Origin of the sequence: Dolosicoccus paucivorans (assembly GCF_900100125.1) — a bacterium.
Taxonomy (GTDB): Bacteria; Bacillota; Bacilli; order Lactobacillales; family Aerococcaceae; genus Dolosicoccus; species Dolosicoccus paucivorans.
This window is the reverse complement of the sequence record NZ_FNEL01000017.1, coordinates 13,520-31,236: the sequence shown is the minus strand read 5'-3', so window position 1 is coordinate 31,236 and position 17,717 is coordinate 13,520. Positions and strand designations below refer to the sequence as shown.

Sequence of the window (17,717 nt, the reverse complement as noted above, 5' to 3'; positions counted from 1 at the left end):
AGCGATTGAAAAGAATACCTACCATACACAAGTCGTTTTAGCACGGGCACGACCATCAAATAATCTAAAGAAAATAAAGTTTTATCTTTATCGATTTATACGAGGTGTCTCGAGAATTCTCTCATTTGACACCGTAGGTATTAAATATTTCCACAAAATAGAACGCCGCTCCAACCAATTGTCCTTATTATGAATGAAGTAATTGAATAATCTTTAAAACGCGCTCACAGGGCGTTCTATTTGTATGTTTACTTTTAAAAAAATGAGTAAAACTAAACGTTGATTGAACTTATTTTCCTTTATTCGTCTAATCTAGAATTTCTTAACGTAAAAAGGGTAAATTCAAATATGATAAGTATTGACAAAGCAATTTAAAAAAGTTACTATGAGTTTAAGTTGAAAACCAATCAAACGCGTTGATGAGGAAAGTACCTTCTAGACAACATTTAAAGAGAGTCCATCGTTGGTGAGAGTGGATAATGATTTGTTAAAGGGAAAATGGCCTCTGAGCGGTCGCTGTGAATGCATAAGGCAATAAGAGCGAACGGATGTCCCCGTTACAAAGACCACAGTATAATACTTTGTCATTTATAAGTACGTACTGTATGAGGTTATTTTAGTAATAAAATAACGAACAAAGGTGGTATCACGAAATTTTTAAGTCTCGTCCTTTCTTTTTTTAGAAGGGACGAGTTTTTTTATTATAAAGGAGGATATGTATGATCGATTTACAAAATATCGATGTTATTTTTGAAACACCAGATCGTACTGTAGCTGCAGTACAAGATGTTAACTTAACGATTAATAAAGGAGAAATATTTGGTATTGTAGGTTATAGTGGGGCGGGTAAAAGTACCCTTGTTCGAACCATTAACTTACTTCAACGTCCAACACGAGGAGAAGTCATTGTTAACGGCCATAATTTGACCCAAATGAATCCAGCTGACTTGCGCCAAGCTCGCAAAAAAATTGGGATGATTTTCCAACACTTTAACTTAATGGCGTCACGCACTATTTTTGATAACGTCGCTTTTCCTCTAAAGAAAAGTGGTTTATCTAAAGATGAAATAAAAAACCGTGTCATTGAATTATTAACTCTCGTTGGTTTAAGCGATAAATTAGACGACTATCCAAGCCAATTATCTGGTGGACAAAAACAGCGAGTAGCGATTGCTAGAGCGTTAGCCAATGATCCAGAAGTGTTACTATGTGATGAAGCAACCAGTGCTTTGGACCCTAAAACGACTCAATCTATTTTAAAATTATTGCGTCGTTTAAATGAAGAGTTGGGTCTAACCATTGTTATTATTACCCATGAAATGGCTGTGGTGAAAGAGTTGTGTCACCGCGTCGCAGTGATGGAAAACGGTCAAGTGCTTGAAGAGGGTTCCATTGTAAATATCTTTACTCAACCTGAAAGAGCACTCACTCAAGAGTTTATCAATACCGCTACCCATTTTGATCAAGAAATTGCCTTAGTTTTACAACAAGAATCAACCCAAAATATCATTAAAGAAAGCGAATTAGCGCGTTTAAGCTATGTCGGGGAAATAACGACTCAACCTTTAGTCGCGGAATTGATTAGAGAATTTAACATTGAAACGAACATTTTATACGGAAATATTGAAGTATTACAAGGAGTTCCAGTAGGGAATTTACTCGTGTCCTTTACAGGAGACTTAGAACGGTTACATCAAGCAAGAGAATATCTCATCGAGCGCGGTGTTCGTGTGCAAGATTCACAAAGTCTATTCAAACAATACATCAAAACACATGAGGAAGGAGATATTTAACATATGACTGCTATTATTGAACGTTGGTTCCCTTATGCATGGGATTTAAGAAGTCAGTTTGTCGAAGCGACGTGGGAGACCATTTATATGGTGCTCATTGCCTGTTTAGTCGGCGGTATTTTTGGATTGATACTCGGAGTTATCGCAACGGTGACAAGACCAGATGGGTTATTGCCAAATCAAGCTGTATATAAAATATTAGATAACTTTATTAATATCTTCCGTTCGATTCCATTTATTATTTTATTAGCCCTTGTATCAGGGTTTACTCGTTTCATTGTGGGAACGACGATTGGTGCAACGGCAGCTTCGGTTCCGATTGTCATTGGAACGATTCCGTTTTTTGCCCGCCAAGTGCAAATTGCCCTTCTTGAAGTTGATCCAGGAATGGTTGAAGCGGCTCAAGCAATGGGATTAACGCCATTTGATATTATTATTCGCGTTTATTTAAAAGAAGGACTTCCAGCTTTACTTCGTGTAAGTGCATCGACCATTATTAGTGTTATTAACTTAACCGCAATGGCTGGAGCTGTTGGTGGTGGCGGTTTAGGTACGATGGCAATCGCTCGAGGATACCAACGTAGCCGTATGGACGTTATTTTAGTTTCAACCATTTTAATTTTAATTTTAGTCTTTTTAACTCAGATCGTTTTTAACGCATTAATCAAAAAAGTCGAAAAATAAGAAAGAGGGATTTTTCATGAAGAAGTTGAATGTTATTTTCACGACAGTGATTGTCGCCTTGTTTAGCGTATTCAATGGATTGTTGCCCCTAGTTCAAGCAGAAGATAAACCTTTTGATGGTGAAGAAGTGGTCATTGGTGTTGTCGGAGATTCTTCTGAACAAGTTTGGCGTTATATCGCTGAAGAAGCGGCCAAAGAAGGCATCACTATTGATGTGAAGCTTTTGACCGACTACAATACGCCGAATGCTAGTTTAGTGGACGGATCATTAGACCTTAACGCTTTCCAACATGTGGCCTTTTTGGAAGAGTGGAATAAAGCAAACGATGAGGACTTAGTTCACATTGGTTACACTACGATTAACCCACTTCGTTTATATTCCCAAAAGGTATCTTCCGTTGAAGAGTTAGAAGATGGGGCAGTGATTGGAATTCCAAACGATCCAACGAATGGGGGACGAGCGCTACTTGCTTTAGAAATTGCAGGTCTTATTGAAGTGGATGATGAAGCGGGTGTCTTACCCACTGTCGATGATATTACTAAAAATGATAAAAATATTGTCATTGAAGAATTAGATGCGTCTCAAATTGGCCAAGCTCTAGCTGATTTAGATGCAGGGATTTTAAACGTTGGTTTTGCCAATGACGCTGGGTTAGATCCAAAAGATGCGCTATTTTCTGATGGAGACGATTTAGACGAATTAAATGATATTTACAAAAACGTCATCGTCGTTCGCAAAGAAGATGAAGATAACCCGTTATACAAACATATTGTCGAGTTATACCAAACACCAGAAGTTGCGAAATTAATTGTAGAAACAAGTAATGGCGGCGGACTGCCAGCTTTTGAAGTGAACGAATAAAGGAGAAGATTTAATGAAACATTGGTTATTAAAAAGTTTACTAGTTATTTTAACTTTGAGTTTATTTAGTCCCCTTGCTCAAGCAAAAGAAACGGTTAAAGTTGGAGTAGTAGGTGAGATTTGGGAAGACGTTTGGAATGAAGTGGCTAAAGAAGCAGCTAAAGAAGATATCGATATTGAAGTCATTCTTTTTACAGACTACATTCAGCCCAACGAAGCACTAGCTAATGGCTCGATTGACTTAAACTCATTTCAGCACATTGCCTTTTTAAATGAGTGGAATGAAAATAACAAAAAAGATTTAGAGCCGATCGGCTTTACCATTATGTCACCGACTTTCTATTTCTCTGACAAATTAAAATCATTAGATGATTTAGAGGATGGCGATATTATCGCGATTCCTAACGAAGTAACGACTCAAGGACGTTCATTGCTTGCGTTAGATTTTGCAGGGGTTATTAAGTTAAAGGATGGCGTAGGAACTTTAGCGACGCTAGATGACATTGAAGAAAATCCAAAAAATATTCAATTTGAAGAATTAGATAATGCTCAATTAGCTCAAGTCCTACCAGACGTTGCTGCTTCAGCGGTGGGCGCTCAATTTGCGGTCGATTCAGGATTAGACTTAAACGAAGCGATTTATACAGATAGTGACCACTTAAAAGATATGCCCGATGAACGTAAAAACGTCATCGTTGCGAAAAAAGAAGATAAAGATAACCCAGTTTACAAACGGGTGGTTGAACTGTTCCAAACAGAAGACATTAAAGACTACATTGAAAAAGTAAGCGACGGGCAGTATGTGCCTGTTTGGTAGAAACAATAAGTGAGGTTGCGGTATGTGTCCGTGGCCTGTAAGAGAATATCCCGCTAGAAAGTTTATCAAAAACTGATCTAGCGGGATTTTAATATAATTTAATCATGGAATAAAATAGTTATTTTACAACTTATGTCACAGGCTCTTTTTTCCGCTCAAAGCCTGTCATTCCGCTATTTTATTTTCATCACTACCAGCAATCCCCATTAGGGGAATTTTTATGCGCCCAAACACTAAACATTCAAGTATAGAACTTGAAAGATATATTTTATTGTATCTTGAAGAAGGCTTATCATTTAGGCAATTAAAGAAAGATCATGGTTCATTACTGATTCAATCATTATTCTTGGGAAAAGTTCATCGACATCGCCAAGACGGATTGTTAGATATTCAAACACGCTCTAAAAATAATCAATACAGTCAATTGTTTAAACTGAAAGTGGTTCAGGAATATCTCCTATACAATGAGCTCGTCAATATCGCACTCCTTCAGATAGAACTGTACGAAACTGGGTAATCAAGTATACTAAAGGGGAAGAAATAAGGAGTTATACTCCATTACCAGAGGTGTATACGATGAAAGGTAAAAAACAAGACAACATTTTTAGATTCTAAGACACTTAAAGGATCAATTAACGAATTGCGACATCGCATTTCTTTTTTAGATTATTTTGTACAAGAATAGTTCCCTAACTCAACGAAAAAAATATAGTGAAACACCGCCTCATTTTGTCATCAGAATAAGGCGGTGCTTTTGTTTAAAGTTCTAATTGATTAAGTCGCTTAACAATGACATATGCCAATAAGAGTTTGACAGCATCAGGTAAAATAAACGGCAATACCGCCACTTTCAATCCTTGGATGACTGACATCGGTGCATGTAAAACCCATTGTAAAATACACAGCATATAAATAAGTCCAATAATGTATAAAACAATAAGTCCGATGCTCCCAGCGACAAGAAGGTGAAATCCTTTTTGTTTAAGAATCGCAATTAACGTTCCACTAATAATAAAGCCAATAACAAAACCAAAACTAGGTGAAAGTAAGCTTTGAATACCGCCACTTCCCCCGGCAAAAATAGGTAAGCCGATCAAGCCTAATAAAGTATATAAAGTAAATGTCCAAAAAACTTCTTTAACAGGTCGCCATAAAGCGATTAAAAACACACCAAAAACTTGCATTGTAAAAGGGATCGGCCCTAAAGGAATGACGAGCCACGATAAAATAATTAAACAAGCGATCAGTAAGGGAATACGCGTTAATTGTTCTTTTGTAAAATTCATATTAATTCTCCTTTGCAAATTGAGCACTATTAAAAGTGACTTCTCCTGCTATGAGGGTTTCGGTTTTCCCGTTTCTTTGAATGAGTAGTTGTCCGTTGGAGTCAATCCCTTTTAAAACGCCTTGGTAAGTACTATTTTGTTGTTGGTAAGTAACTTTTTGACCTTTTCCGAGTAAATAATGGTCGTATTTTTCTATTAAAGGCTGTGGGTCTTTGGATAAGTGAAACCCTTCGATCTTTTTAATAAGGGTTGCGATCAATTGATTTAAATTAAAACCGTTAGGTAAGTGGGTGTCAAACACCGTGCCTGCAATCTCTTTAAGTTCCTTATCTTTTGTAAAAGATCCAGCTAGGTTAATTCCAATACCAATAACCACCGCTTGAGGTTCATAGTTTTCCAAACTCATAATCGATTCGCATAAAATACCAGCGATTTTTTTCCCGTTGTAAAAGATATCATTAACCCATTTAATTGCTAAATCATCTTCTACCCAAGGTTTCAAAGCTTCTACAACCGCCACTGCAGCCATTAATGTATACCGCGTCATCTCTTCGAAATTTGTTGTGGAAGGCGGGATGACTAAAGACAAATAAAGCCCTTCATCTAAATCGGATTTAAAAGATTTCCCATAGCGTCCGCGTCCTTTTGTTTGATTTTGAGTTACAAATAGGGCAGGCTGAGTTGGATGGTCCGCTTGGTAGGCTTTAGCAATATCATTCGTCGACGTTGTAGTTGGTAAGACTTCAATATGTAAAGCATTAAACGTCCTTTTTAATAAGTACTTTAATTGGGTCGCGTCAAGGTGTGGGCTTAATTCAGTTAAAATATAACCTTGGCCTGGCTGGCTGTTAATTTCATAGCCATTTTCTTTAAGTTGTTTAATATGGTTCCATACAGTGTTACGTGTAATGCTTAAATGATTGGCTAGATCTTGTCCGGAAATAGGCTGTTCTTTTCGTTCGATTAAAGTCATTAAAATTTGATCGGTAATAGTCATTATTTTACTCCTGTCACTTTTTTTATAATTATAAGTGACAGAGTATTTTTTCGCAATCAAAAAGACCGACTTTTTACAGTCAGTCTAAATAATTAAAATAAACGTTGTTGAACGTAATGTTTAAAATTAGTATGTTCGTTTAAATAAGCTGAGTAAATTTTTTGCTGATTATCATTTAACTGGTCTTTGTCAGTTTCATGAATGCATTGTAAAATCTCTCTTGGGAAAAACAAACGGTGGTCTCCTCGTTCCTTTCCAGTTAGTGAGTCAACTAAAGCGCTGACTTGAGATAGTTCGATGATTTTTTGATCTTTTGTCAATAATTCAATCGGTATTTGCACCTTTTCTTGGTCAAGATGATAGTAGTCATAAGGTAAGTCGTAACTACTGTTTTCACCAAAATAATAAGACTGATTAAATTTCAAACGATTTAACTCTTCATCAATAGCGATTTTTAATTCTTTACGCTCTTGAGGTTCAACTAAAATGGATTTAAAGGGCTTACGACTTAAAAAGCGATAAGCTAGATCTTGTAAAACGGGATCGTCTTCTTTTAGCCACAATGTAAAATAAGTGTTTAAGACACTGTCATCTAAGGCTAAGTAATCGTCCAAGGTCCACTCTCCAAATAGAAAAGGAGCTAAGAGTCCTGAGTTTTTGCGCCCTGTTTCTTCAAGGCTTGAAAAGTAATCTCTTCCGCGTTTTAACAAGTTTTTAAGTAACTCTTCCATACCACGAGAGACGGGATGAAAGTAAACTTGCATATACATTTGGTAGCGACTGACAATGTAATCTTCAATCGCATGCATGCCTGCAAAGTCAAAGACAATTTGATTGTTATGAACGCGAATGACTTGTAAAATACGAGTTAAATCGAATTTACCGTAACTGACTCCCGTGTAATAGGCGTCTCGGAGTAAATAATCCATTCGGTCTGCATCGATTTGACTACTAATCAGTTCGATGACGGGGCGATGGGGGTAAGATTTATCGATAATTTGGGCGACTTTTTTGGGGAAACATTCACCCATTTGTAAAAGAACTTGATGGACTTCTGTTTGAGGAGACAAAATAATTTCTTGTGTAATCGCTTCGTGATTTGTATTAAAGATTCCTTCAAAAGTATGGGAAAACGGACCATGACCAATATCGTGCAATAAAGCCGCACATAAAGTAACAAGGGTATGCTCCTCATTCCAAATAAAAGACGTATCATCAATATTTTTACTTAATTTGTCAATGATCCGGCGGGTAATTTCGTAAACGCCTAGAGAGTGATTAAACCGTGAATGTTCTGCCCCGTGGAAGGTAAAAGAGGTGGTTCCTAGCTGTTTGATGCGACGTAAGCGTTGAAACTCTTTTGTATTGATGAGTTCCATAATTAATTCATCGTGTGCATAAATATAATCATGAACGGGGTCGCGAAAGACTTTTTCTTGGTCTAACTTTTGTGCGTTATACTGATCGATAAAACTCATTGTTAATCCTCCTGTTCTATCCGTTGACTTCGTTTAGTGGTTTGCGGATAAAATCGCTGATAATAGCTTTCAACTTCAGGTGTTGTAAAATCACCGATTTGAACCCGCTGAGTAGTTTGAAGCCAGTGGGATAAATCTTCGACAAATTGATTTAAGTCGTAAGGCCGGTTTAATTCTTTTTCTAAAGTGGTCATTGATTGGGGGTTGACTTGCGGGTAAGAGTCATCCGCTTGACCGACTTGATAAAATTCTCGGATTAAAGTGGCTCGTTTGTCTTGATTGCCATCTAAACTTAAATAAGCAGCCACAGTAATTCCTTGCTTGAAGCGACGTTGTGCGATACCTCCGATTTTTTTGCCATTTAAAACAAGGTCGTATTTACCCGGACAGTACGAGTCTGGAATTTCATAAGTTTCAATTACTGCCCCGTATGGAGCTAATATGGATTGAATCAGATAAGCCATTGCTTCATAACCTTGATCAATGGAAATGGATTCGTGAGTTGTATCAACGACAAATGAAAGATTAACAACCCCCGGGTCAGTGACAACCGCTAATCCTCCATGAGGACGGACAATGAGTTGGTAGCCTGCTTCTTTTAAAAGCTGAAAGCCTTCTTGTGCTTTTGGAAGACGGGTATCTCTTGCGCCTAAAAGAATTGTAGGTGATGCGGTCGGGTATAAATGAATCAATCCTATTTGCGAAGTGGCAGGTTGAATATCTTGGACATAGCGAATAAAGCTATCTTGATAAACTAAAGAAGAAAAATTGTCCAAGTGATGTGGACTGACCCGATTGTCAAAGATAAGCCACTGACGCTGAGTAAAAAATTGTTGTAAATCCATCGGTACGCCCCTTTACTAAAGTGTTATGCTTATTATATCAAAGATTAAATAAAACCTTGAGAAAGAGAGGGTCTATTTTTGAAAAAAGATCATTTAAAAATAAAAACAAAACAAACAATTCGTTATTTTAATCCAACGGGTTATGAGTTACATGAAGAAAAGGTCGACGCAACTTTAATCCAATTGAAAACATACACCTTACTTCGCTATACTAATAGTAAGGAGCAACAAATTAGTTTAAAATGGTATCCTAATCAAAATGAGATTGAATTAAAGCAACCCAATGGCTCATTTATATTTCGTCCAAGGGAAATAACTCAAACAACTTACGCAACACCTGCAGGGGTCTGGCTATTAGACGTAGAAACCCAAGTAGTTAAGTGGCAAAACGATGACAAAAGAGTTCACTTAACGGTAAACTATACGTTATCGCTCCATGGCGAAAAGTTAGGTAAGTATGAATTTACATTGCAATATGAGCAATAAGTGGGTAATATAGTTAAGGTATATAAGGAAGGAAGTGTCTCGATTGGAACTTGAACAACTTAAAGGTCAAAATAAAGAAGAGTTATCTTTTATTGAAGTAGCTTATGCCTTACTAGAACGTCAAGGAGATGTGGTTGATTTCACAGAGTTACTCGTTCAAATTCAAGACTATTTAGAATTATCTCAAGATGAAATAGAAAGTAAAATGACACGTTTTTACACGGATTTAAATATTGATGGTCGTTTCATCTCTTTAGGGGAGAACCGTTGGGGCTTACGCGCCTGGTATCCAATTGATGCGATTGATGAAGAGATTATTTCATCAATGGACGACGAGGACCTACCAGCAAGACGTCGTAAGAAACGCAAGCTAAACGCATTTGCTGAAGATGGCGATATGATTGACTACAATAACGATGACCCAGAAGATTATGATGGGGAAGAGTTTGACGACGAATTAGATGACGAAGACGATGAAGATCCAGTGGTAGAAGTTGTGGCGGAAGATGATGATGAAGACGATGAAGAGTTAAAAGCTTATGCCAGCGACTTAGATGAACTAGGTGAAGAAGAAGTCGAAGAAGTTGAACTCGATGAAGAAGGCGACGAATACGACGATGATGAAGAATAAGCTAAAAAGAGGCCCAATGAGTGATCGCTCAAAGGACCTCTTTTTTTAGTTTAAGACATAAAGTAAAGCAATAAAGAAATAATGATGACTAAAATCCCACTGACACTTGCGATACGATAAGTCATCACGAGCTTATTAGTATCATTTTTAGTGCGATAATAAATGTGAGTTAGAGCTGCGATGATAGTAATGATTAAGCTGATGCGGTGAAGCGCGACCAAGTAGGTTAACAAAACCAGTTCCTCCTTTAGGAAAAAATAAATCACTTTCAATTATACAATGAAATGAGTCAAGAACAAAATGGTTTTAATGAACACTTGACGAATGGGTCTATTTTGAGTATCATTCTTTTTGGGCACCTTTGTTCTAATGATTAAAAACAAAGGGACATAAGTGAGATCGCTCCCTGTTTTTATTAAAACAGGGAGCCTTTTATTTTTTATCGCTTACCTTGATTTATATATCGTGGGAAAAGGAGAAGTGTATATGACTAAATATATTTTTGTAACGGGCGGCGTTGTGTCTTCTATTGGTAAAGGAATTGTTTCTTCCTCTTTAGGCCGTCTTTTAAAAAATCGTGGCTTAAAAGTTGCGATTCAAAAATTAGACCCATATTTAAACGTTGATCCAGGTTCAATGAGTCCTTATCAACATGGGGAAGTGTTTGTGACAGATGATGGGGCGGAAACAGACTTAGACTTAGGACACTATGAACGCTTTGTTGATATTAACTTAAATAAATATTCAAGCATTTCAGCCGGACGTGTCTATTCAAATGTTTTAGAAAATGAACGCCAAGGCGAATATGGAGGAGCAACAGTTCAAGTTATTCCTCATATCACGGACGAAATTAAAAACCATATTATTCGAGCCGGCGAAACAACTCAAGCTGACATTGTCATTAGCGAAATTGGCGGAACGGTTGGGGTTGGGGATATCGAAGCCTTACCTTTCCTCGAAGCGTTACGTCAAATGAAGCGTGAAGTCGGTGCAGAAAATGTATTATACATTCATACAACACTCATTCCATACATTAAAGCTGCGGGCGAATTAAAAACAAAACCTACTCAACATAGCGTTAAAGAATTACGCAGTTTAGGAATTCAACCGAATATTTTAGTGGTTCGTACAGAAGAAGCATTGCCACGTCATATTCGCGAAAAGTTAGCACTGTTTTGTGACGTAGATGTGGAAGCGGTCATTGAATCTCGCGACGTAGAGACTTTATTTACGATTCCATTAAACTTACAAAAACAACATATGGATGACGTCGTAGTGGACTACTTTGGCATCGATGTTCCACCTGCAGATATGTCTGATTGGAAGGAATTAGAGCAGCGTGTATTAAACTTAAAAGATAAAGTCACCATCGGTTTAGTTGGTAAATATGTATCACTGCCAGATGCTTATTTATCAGCAACGGAAGCGTTAAGACATGCAGGTTATCATTATGATGCTGAAATTGATTTACGCTGGATTGACTCTGAAGAAGTCACGCCAGAAACTGTGGCAGAATTATTAAACGATGTGGATGCTATTTTCGTTCCCGGTGGACAAGGTAAACGCGGCTTTGAAGGAAAGATTACCGCGATTCAATATGCCCGCGAACAAGGGGTACCGTTTTATGGGTTAGGACTTGGAATGCAATTGGCGACTGTAGAATACGCTCGTCATATGGCTAATATCGAAGAAGCAACTACAGGTGAACGTGACCCACGAGCGACACATAAAATTGTCGATGCGATTACAAATACCCATCACGAATTAGAAGTAGGTCAAACGAGTCGCCGCGGTTTATTCCCAATTATGTTGAAAGTGGGTAGTTTAGCCGATGATATTTATGAAGAAGTTCAAGAAGAGCATATGATTAAAGAGCGTCATCGTAATCGTTATGAATTTAACAATGAGTACCGAGATATTTTAACGGAGCATGGTTTAGTCTTTTCAGGGGTAAGTCCGGATAATCGTTTTGTCGAAATTATTGAACTACCAAAAGAAGAGCATCCTTTCTTTATTGGAACCATTTATCACCCAGAGTTTGTCTCCCGTCCAAGCCGACCACATCCGATTTTTACCGCTTTTGTAAAAGCTGCTTTAGAGCACCAAGAAAATAGATAAAAGTTGAAAACGTTTACTTCATATTAAAATGAAAATATTGTGTCTAATTCCTAGCCACAGAAAGAAAAGTACCGTATAATGTATGTAATGTGTTACACAAGTTTATTTAAGGAGGACATTACACATGAGTCGTTTAGTCAGTATGACAGATATGCTACAAAAAGCTAAAGAAGAAGGTTACGCTGTAGGTCAATTTAACATTAACAACTTAGAGTGGACCCAAGCAGTTCTTACAGCTGCAAAAGAAAACAATTCACCAATTATTTTAGGTGTTTCTGAAGGTGCAGGCCGCTATATGGGTGGACCTAAAGTTGTTGCTGCAATGGTTAACGCTTTAATGGAAACAATGGACGTAAATGTTCCTGTTGCACTTCACTTAGACCACGGTTCATCCGTTGAAGTATGTAAAGAGTACATCGATGCAGGATTTACTTCTGTTATGTTTGACCACTCTCATTTCCCAATTGACGAAAACATTGAGTTAAGTAAACAGGTTGTTGAATACGCACATCCACGCGGCGCATCTGTTGAAGCTGAAGTTGGTACAGTAGGTGGACAAGAAGATGGCGTTGTCGGAAACGTTATTTACGCTGACTTAGATGAGTGTGTACGTATCGTTAACGAAGCACATATCGACGCATTAGCTGCAGCTTTAGGGTCTGTTCACGGTGAATACGCTGGCGAACCTAAATTAGGATTCGACGAAATGGAAGCTATTTCTAAAGCAACTAACGCACCGTTAGTATTACACGGTGGTTCAGGTATTCCTGATTTCCAAATCCAAAAAGCAATCGAAAGAGGACACGCTAAAATTAACGTGAACACTGAATTACAACAACAGTGGACTAAAGCTGTTCGTCAAAAATTGGCAGAAGACGACAAAGTATATGACCCACGTAAAATCATCAAACCAGGTTTTGATGCCATTGTAAAACAAACAAAAGAAACAATGGATATGTTTGGTTCAACAAACAAAGCATAATCATACATGATTTAAACCAGTCACTTTTAATAGTGGCTGGTTTATTATTTAGAAAGGAATTGAATTATGACGATCGACTCATCTTATTTAGATCTTAAAGAGTTTTGTGACGATTTATTTGACCACCCGGAGCTAGGGTATAAAGAGTTTAGAACTAAAAATAAAATTATGACGTATTTGAATGACAAAAATATTCATCTTCCCATTGAAGAGTTTTCGACAACGGGTATGAAAATCGCCCTCTCGAACGATAAAGATCATTCTGTTGCTTTTGTCGCTGAACTAGACGCAGTATATGCGCCCAGTCATTTCAATAGCGACAAAGAAACAGGCGCTGCTCACAACTGTGGCCACTTTACTCAAGTTAGTATTGCGTTAGCTTTAATTGAATATTACGTTCATACTAAAGCCTATGAATCCTTAGATTTCAACTTAGTGTTTGTTTTTGTACCGGCGGAAGAGTATTTAGATTTAGAGTACCGTAAACAACTAGTCGAAGAAGACGTTATCCAATATTACGGTGGAAAGCCAGAAGCGATGAGATTAGGTGTTTTTGATGAGATTGATTTTGCGATCAGCATTCATTCAATTGGTGAGTATTTCAATGAGCCAACAATTGAAATTAACTGTGATTTAGCCGGCTTTTTATATAAAACTTATACTTTTAAAGGAAAGGCTAGTCACGCAGGCTTTGATCCTTTTTCGGGTGTGAATGCTTATAATATGTCCACGGTGTTTCACACAGCTTTGGGTCTTCGAAGACAACAAATAAAAGATGACGAGACCGTTCGGATTAACCCCATTGTGCTCCAAAGTGATATGTCAACGAACGTCATTCCTAATGAAATTACCATTGGAACGGATTTAAGAACACAATCAGTGGACTATATGACTCAAGTGGCTCATTGGTTAGATGATATTGCTAAAGGAGCGGCTCTCACCCAAGGTGGTGACGTAGACATTGTGACGCAAATGGGTTACTTACCTTTCGTTCAAAATCGTTATTTAAATGAATTTGTTGCTAAAGCTTTTGATAAGAGCTCTCAAATTAGCCATATGATTGCGGATCGAGGCAGTATTGCTGCAGCGGGGGATATCGGCGACTTATCCTTTATGATGCCTTGTATTCAAGTCAGTTACGGTGGATTTAAAGGTACCATTCACGGGGATGACTTTAAATTAGATGACCCAGAATTTGTTTTAAAGACCTTCCCTAAGTTCTTAGTTCAAGTTTTTGAAGAAATGTCTGGTCAAATTGACTATAATCAATTATATAAGAGAAGTTACTCAGAATATGAGCGACTGATCGAAATAATAATGAAATAGGAGTAAAAAATGAAACGACAGCGTATATTATTTATTGTATTTATTTTAATGGTCATTGCTCTGTCAGAAATGATCGGCTTTCAAAGTATTGAATTAGGGAGTGCACGTATCGGGTTACTTCCTTTAATTTATGCCGTTTTACTGACAATGTTTTTTGGTATGAAATTTTTACGTAAAGGTTTTGTTCGCCAAGTCTATACGTCAGACAATGTTAAATTCGCCGCCAACTCTTTAATGTTTGTCATGCTACCGCTGATGGCTTACTATGGCGCGGATGTAGCACCGAAATTGCGAGAGATTTTCCAAGTGGGTTGGGTATTTATTTTACAAGAATTTGGAAATGTTGGAACGGTCCTACTTGGGCTTCCAATTGCGCTACTTTTAGGCTTGAAACGCTCTTCAATCGGAGCGACGTTAGGTTTAGGCCGTGAAGGAGAATTAGCTTATATTTCTGAAAAGTATACTCTTAACTCAGATGAAGGTCGCGGTGTTCTTTCAATGTACTTAATCGGAACGTTATTCGGAGCGATTTTCTTTAGTATTTTTACGCCCTTTTTAATAAGTTTAGGATTTGATTACCGCGCACTTGGGATGGCCTCAGGTATGGGGTCAGCTAGTATGATGACCGCTGCTTCCGCTTCACTTGCTTCTTTAATGCCAACGGAAGAAATGGCTGAAACGGTTCGTTCTTATGCAGCAGCAAGTCAGTTATTAACTAGCTTTTTAGGAACTTATATGATGGTCTTTGTAGCAATTCCACTACAGCGATTTATGTATAATTTATTGGCTAAAGGAGATTCTTACGATCAATTAAAAGGAGAGTCAAAGCATGTCTAATACAAAATCTAACTACTTGCGTATTGCGTGTCTAATCTTTTTAGGAACGGTTCTTATTTTATTTACTCAATGGATGAAAACGTTGCGTTATCCCGATGCTTTACCAATTACAGGACAAACCTTTGCTGGCTTGGCTACATTGTGGGTTTTTTCGATGATCGGTGTTTTTGTATCCGATTTAACTAAAAAGTCATCTATTCGAGTTTTACAAGATTTTCCTACTTTAGGGTGGGTGTCCATTACCTCTTTAGTCTTTTGTTTAATGAGCAATTATTTTGTTGATGCGATTAAAGCCGTCGACTTTTTATCGATTACAACGCCTATTTTAGCCTTTGCTGGTTTTTCTGTTGCCGATAGTTTAAGTGATTTAAAGAGCACTTCTTGGCGAGTTGCAATTGTAGCGGTGTTTGTCTTTATCGGAACATATTTAGGAAGTGCGTTGCTCGCTCAATTGGGATTAATGTTGAGTCAATAATCTAAAAATGTGAACTTGTGAACTATCTGCTTTAAACAAACAGTTGTATATTTTGTACAAGACGAAAAATAGGTTTGTAGGTTTCACAACTGCTAAAAGGCGCTTACATTCGCTATAATAGAGATGTAAGCGCGATTATGTCGCAATTTAATTTTATGGAAGGATGCTTTTACTCATGGGATATAAAAACGGAAAAGTTGGTTACCGTAATAGTCTATTAACATCACGTGCTGTTGTTAAACACGGTAAATATGCAATTTTAGAACAAGATGGATTAGTGCCAAACGTTATTCCTGGATTTGAAGATGTAAGTATTTCAATCTTAGGTTCACCACGTTTAGGTGCAGGCTTTGTTGATTACATCGCTGAATTCCACGAAAACGGTAAAAACGAGCGCGGTTGGGGTGGCGAAAACATCCAAACATTCGTTTACGTTGTTGGTGGAAAACTAATCGTATCTGATGATAAAGGTGAAGAGTACGAGTTAACTGAAGGTGGCTATGCATACTTTGCACCAGGTGACTTAATGTACTTCAAGAACGGTCAAAAAGAAATGACTGAAGTCTTCTTATACAAACGCCCATACGAAGCGTTAGAAGGATATGGTCAACCAGAACGTGTCGTTGGCAACAAGAACGACTTAACACCAATTAACCATGAAGACATGGAAAATGTTCTATTATGGGACTTCTTGCCAGTTGATGACTTCCGCTATGACTTCAATGTTCATATCTTAGAGTTCAAAGAAGGTGGAAGCCACGGTTTCGTAGAAACTCACTACCAAGAACACGGTGCATACATCCTTTCAGGTGAAGGTATGTATAACTTAGACAACGAGTGGTATCCAGTTCAAAAAGGTGACTACTTATACATGGCACCTTACACACCACAAGTTGCTTACCACGTAGGACACAAAGGTTCATTAGCATACGTTTATTCTAAAGATGCAAACCGCGATCCTGGGTTTGACTAATTACTAGGAGGTGTCGTATGACAAAAGAACAAGAATTGGTGAATGTATCTCCCGAACGTTTACACGAATTAATTCAAAACAAATTAGAAGCTGCTGGGCTTCCAGAAGAACAAGCAAAAGTCACAGCGGACCATTTAGTTTACGCTAACTTAGTTGGAGTAGACTCTCACGGTGCCGTGCGTGTAGATTACTACGCAGAACGTATCAGTAAAGGTGGAATTACCTTAAACCCTGAACTACGTTTTGAAAAAACAGGCGAATCAACGGGGATTTTCCACGGTGATAACGCTCAAGGTCACTATGTTGTTCAACAAGCTTTACCACACATTATCAAAATGGCTAAAGACACAGGGTTAGCCGCTGTGGGTGTGCGTCAAGTTGGACATACAGGAACACTTTCTTATTACGTTCGTCAAATCGCTCGTGAAGGGTTAATCGTTATTTCAATGACTAACTCTGACCCAATGGTTGTTCCATTTGGTGGAGCGGAAGTTTACTACGGAACGAACCCGATTGCCTTTTCAGCGCCACGCGCTAATGGTCATGAGCCATTAGTCTTTGATATGGCGACAACAGTTCAAGCATGGGGTAAAATCTTAGACGCTCGTTCAAGAGGTAAAGATATTCCTCAAGGTTGGGCAGTTGATGAAAATGGTAACGACACAACGGATCCTCATGCAGTTGCAGGGTTATTACCTATTGCTGGGCCAAAAGGTTACGGTTTAATGATGATGGTTGATATGTTATCAGCTGTATTACTAGGCTTGCCGTTTGGTAAACATGTTTCTTCAATGTACAATAAGTTAGAAGAAGGTCGCGACTTAGGACATTTCTTCATCGTTTTAGATCCGAATCGATTTGTTGGTTTAGACCAATTTACTCAAGGTGTAGAACAAACGATTGAAGAACTACATCAAATCAAACCAGCAGAAGGATTTGACAAAATTTACTATCCAGGTGAATTAAGTCTTGTCCGTTATGAAAACAACATCAAAAACGGTTTAGATATTCCGAAAAATATTATGGATTATTTAGAGTCCGATACGGTTCATTTTGACCAATACGGTAACAAAGGACCATTCGCTGAATAATCATATAAACAAAAAAGACACGTTTCATTGAGCGAA

The 17,717-nt window shown here is 37.8% G+C and carries 19 protein-coding genes and 1 other annotated feature; of the genes, 14 read left to right on the top strand and 5 right to left on the bottom strand.

Features of this window, described 5'->3' with window-relative positions:
* The first annotated feature begins 407 nt into the window (after positions 1–407).
* Positions 408–675: a binding site (T-box leader), on the top strand.
* Between the two features lie 44 nt (positions 676–719).
* The 5 genes from BLR79_RS03990 (at position 720) to BLR79_RS03970 (ending at position 4,673) form a co-directional block, all read left to right on the top strand.
* Positions 720–1,793: a methionine ABC transporter ATP-binding protein gene (locus BLR79_RS03990; RefSeq protein ID WP_092085099.1), complete on the top strand. Its 1,074-nt coding sequence runs from the start codon at positions 720–722 to the stop codon at positions 1,791–1,793.
* Between the two features lie 3 nt (positions 1,794–1,796).
* Entirely contained in the window at positions 1,797–2,477 is a 681-nt protein-coding gene (locus BLR79_RS03985) for a methionine ABC transporter permease (protein ID WP_092085097.1), read from the top strand.
* A 16-nt stretch (positions 2,478–2,493) separates the two neighbouring features.
* Entirely contained in the window at positions 2,494–3,339 is an 846-nt protein-coding gene (locus tag BLR79_RS03980; RefSeq protein WP_092085095.1) for a MetQ/NlpA family ABC transporter substrate-binding protein, read from the top strand.
* Between the two features lie 13 nt (positions 3,340–3,352).
* A complete protein-coding gene (locus BLR79_RS03975; protein WP_092085093.1) occupies positions 3,353–4,156 on the top strand; it encodes a MetQ/NlpA family ABC transporter substrate-binding protein in 804 nt (267 codons plus the stop codon).
* 220 nt (positions 4,157–4,376) lie between these two features.
* Entirely contained in the window at positions 4,377–4,673 is a 297-nt protein-coding gene (locus BLR79_RS03970) for a hypothetical protein (RefSeq protein ID WP_092085091.1), read from the top strand.
* Between the two features lie 241 nt (positions 4,674–4,914).
* On the opposite strand, the gene BLR79_RS03965 is transcribed toward BLR79_RS03970, so the two are convergent.
* From BLR79_RS03965 to BLR79_RS03950, 4 genes are all read right to left on the bottom strand, one after another.
* On the bottom strand, positions 4,915–5,442 hold the full coding sequence (locus BLR79_RS03965) for a biotin transporter BioY (protein ID WP_092085089.1): 528 nt from the start codon (positions 5,440–5,442) through the stop codon (positions 4,915–4,917).
* A 1-nt stretch (position 5,443) separates the two neighbouring features.
* Positions 5,444–6,439 (bottom strand): biotin--[acetyl-CoA-carboxylase] ligase, encoded by a 996-nt coding sequence (locus tag BLR79_RS03960; protein ID WP_092085087.1) that lies wholly within the window; start codon positions 6,437–6,439, stop codon positions 5,444–5,446.
* Between the two features lie 92 nt (positions 6,440–6,531).
* Positions 6,532–7,917, bottom strand: a complete 1,386-nt coding sequence (locus tag BLR79_RS03955) for an HD domain-containing protein (protein WP_092085085.1) — start codon at positions 7,915–7,917, stop codon at positions 6,532–6,534.
* 2 nt (positions 7,918–7,919) lie between these two features.
* Complete coding sequence (locus BLR79_RS03950) at positions 7,920–8,762, bottom strand: lipoate--protein ligase family protein (protein WP_092085083.1); 843 nt, start codon at positions 8,760–8,762, stop codon at positions 7,920–7,922.
* Positions 8,763–8,840: 78 nt separating this feature from the next.
* Here BLR79_RS03950 and BLR79_RS03945 point away from each other — a divergent pair, with 78 nt between their 5' ends.
* Together BLR79_RS03945 and rpoE are read left to right on the top strand one after the other, a co-directional pair.
* The gene (locus BLR79_RS03945) at positions 8,841–9,248 is read left to right on the top strand and encodes a YwiB family protein (protein WP_092085081.1); all 408 of its coding nucleotides are present in this window, start codon (positions 8,841–8,843) and stop codon (positions 9,246–9,248) included.
* A gap of 43 nt (positions 9,249–9,291) precedes the next feature.
* Positions 9,292–9,879, top strand: coding sequence for a DNA-directed RNA polymerase subunit delta (gene rpoE / locus BLR79_RS03940; protein WP_092085079.1), 588 nt, complete (start codon positions 9,292–9,294; stop codon positions 9,877–9,879).
* 50 nt (positions 9,880–9,929) lie between these two features.
* Here rpoE and BLR79_RS03935 read toward each other — a convergent pair whose 3' ends face one another.
* Entirely contained in the window at positions 9,930–10,112 is a 183-nt protein-coding gene (locus tag BLR79_RS03935) for a hypothetical protein (protein ID WP_092085077.1), read from the bottom strand.
* Positions 10,113–10,365: 253 nt separating this feature from the next.
* Here BLR79_RS03935 and BLR79_RS03930 point away from each other — a divergent pair, with 253 nt between their 5' ends.
* The 7 genes from BLR79_RS03930 to allD all read left to right on the top strand — a co-directional run bounded on the left by BLR79_RS03930 (position 10,366) and on the right by allD (position 17,681).
* A complete protein-coding gene (locus BLR79_RS03930; protein WP_092085075.1) occupies positions 10,366–11,997 on the top strand; it encodes a CTP synthase in 1,632 nt (543 codons plus the stop codon).
* A gap of 124 nt (positions 11,998–12,121) precedes the next feature.
* Positions 12,122–12,979 carry a class II fructose-1,6-bisphosphate aldolase gene (fba, locus tag BLR79_RS03925; protein ID WP_092085073.1) on the top strand — a complete coding sequence of 286 codons (858 nt, stop codon included), beginning with the start codon at positions 12,122–12,124 and terminating at the stop codon, positions 12,977–12,979.
* Positions 12,980–13,045: 66 nt separating this feature from the next.
* Positions 13,046–14,305 (top strand): M20/M25/M40 family metallo-hydrolase, encoded by a 1,260-nt coding sequence (locus tag BLR79_RS03920; protein WP_092085071.1) that lies wholly within the window; start codon positions 13,046–13,048, stop codon positions 14,303–14,305.
* A gap of 9 nt (positions 14,306–14,314) precedes the next feature.
* Entirely contained in the window at positions 14,315–15,142 is an 828-nt protein-coding gene (locus BLR79_RS03915; protein WP_092085070.1) for a DUF3100 domain-containing protein, read from the top strand.
* On the top strand, positions 15,135–15,617 hold the full coding sequence (locus tag BLR79_RS03910; protein ID WP_092085068.1) for a hypothetical protein: 483 nt from the start codon (positions 15,135–15,137) through the stop codon (positions 15,615–15,617). Before BLR79_RS03915 ends, BLR79_RS03910 begins: the two co-directional genes overlap by 8 nt.
* A 175-nt stretch (positions 15,618–15,792) precedes the next feature.
* Positions 15,793–16,590 (top strand): (S)-ureidoglycine aminohydrolase, encoded by a 798-nt coding sequence (gene allE / locus BLR79_RS03905; protein WP_092085066.1) that lies wholly within the window; start codon positions 15,793–15,795, stop codon positions 16,588–16,590.
* 17 nt (positions 16,591–16,607) lie between these two features.
* Positions 16,608–17,681, top strand: a complete 1,074-nt coding sequence (allD, locus tag BLR79_RS03900; RefSeq protein ID WP_092085064.1) for an ureidoglycolate dehydrogenase — start codon at positions 16,608–16,610, stop codon at positions 17,679–17,681.
* The last annotated feature ends 36 nt before the right edge of the window (positions 17,682–17,717 follow it).

Excerpts from the sequence above, each read along its gene's own strand:
- BLR79_RS03990 (WP_092085099.1), top strand. The coding sequence starts at position 720 with ATGATCGATTTACAAAATATCGATGTTATTTTTGAAACACCAGATCGT.
- BLR79_RS03960 (WP_092085087.1), bottom strand. The coding sequence starts at position 6,439 with ATGACTATTACCGATCAAATTTTAATGACTTTAATCGAACGAAAAGAA.
- BLR79_RS03920 (WP_092085071.1), top strand. The coding sequence starts at position 13,046 with ATGACGATCGACTCATCTTATTTAGATCTTAAAGAGTTTTGTGACGAT.
- fba (WP_092085073.1), top strand. The coding sequence starts at position 12,122 with ATGAGTCGTTTAGTCAGTATGACAGATATGCTACAAAAAGCTAAAGAA.
- BLR79_RS03970 (WP_092085091.1), top strand. The coding sequence starts at position 4,377 with ATGCGCCCAAACACTAAACATTCAAGTATAGAACTTGAAAGATATATT.
- BLR79_RS03915 (WP_092085070.1), top strand. The coding sequence starts at position 14,315 with ATGAAACGACAGCGTATATTATTTATTGTATTTATTTTAATGGTCATT.
- BLR79_RS03980 (WP_092085095.1), top strand. The coding sequence starts at position 2,494 with ATGAAGAAGTTGAATGTTATTTTCACGACAGTGATTGTCGCCTTGTTT.
- BLR79_RS03985 (WP_092085097.1), top strand. The coding sequence starts at position 1,797 with ATGACTGCTATTATTGAACGTTGGTTCCCTTATGCATGGGATTTAAGA.
- BLR79_RS03975 (WP_092085093.1), top strand. The coding sequence starts at position 3,353 with ATGAAACATTGGTTATTAAAAAGTTTACTAGTTATTTTAACTTTGAGT.
- allE (WP_092085066.1), top strand. The coding sequence starts at position 15,793 with ATGGGATATAAAAACGGAAAAGTTGGTTACCGTAATAGTCTATTAACA.
- BLR79_RS03955 (WP_092085085.1), bottom strand. The coding sequence starts at position 7,917 with ATGAGTTTTATCGATCAGTATAACGCACAAAAGTTAGACCAAGAAAAA.
- BLR79_RS03950 (WP_092085083.1), bottom strand. The coding sequence starts at position 8,762 with ATGGATTTACAACAATTTTTTACTCAGCGTCAGTGGCTTATCTTTGAC.
- BLR79_RS03930 (WP_092085075.1), top strand. The coding sequence starts at position 10,366 with ATGACTAAATATATTTTTGTAACGGGCGGCGTTGTGTCTTCTATTGGT.
- allD (WP_092085064.1), top strand. The coding sequence starts at position 16,608 with ATGACAAAAGAACAAGAATTGGTGAATGTATCTCCCGAACGTTTACAC.
- BLR79_RS03910 (WP_092085068.1), top strand. The coding sequence starts at position 15,135 with ATGTCTAATACAAAATCTAACTACTTGCGTATTGCGTGTCTAATCTTT.
- BLR79_RS03965 (WP_092085089.1), bottom strand. The coding sequence starts at position 5,442 with ATGAATTTTACAAAAGAACAATTAACGCGTATTCCCTTACTGATCGCT.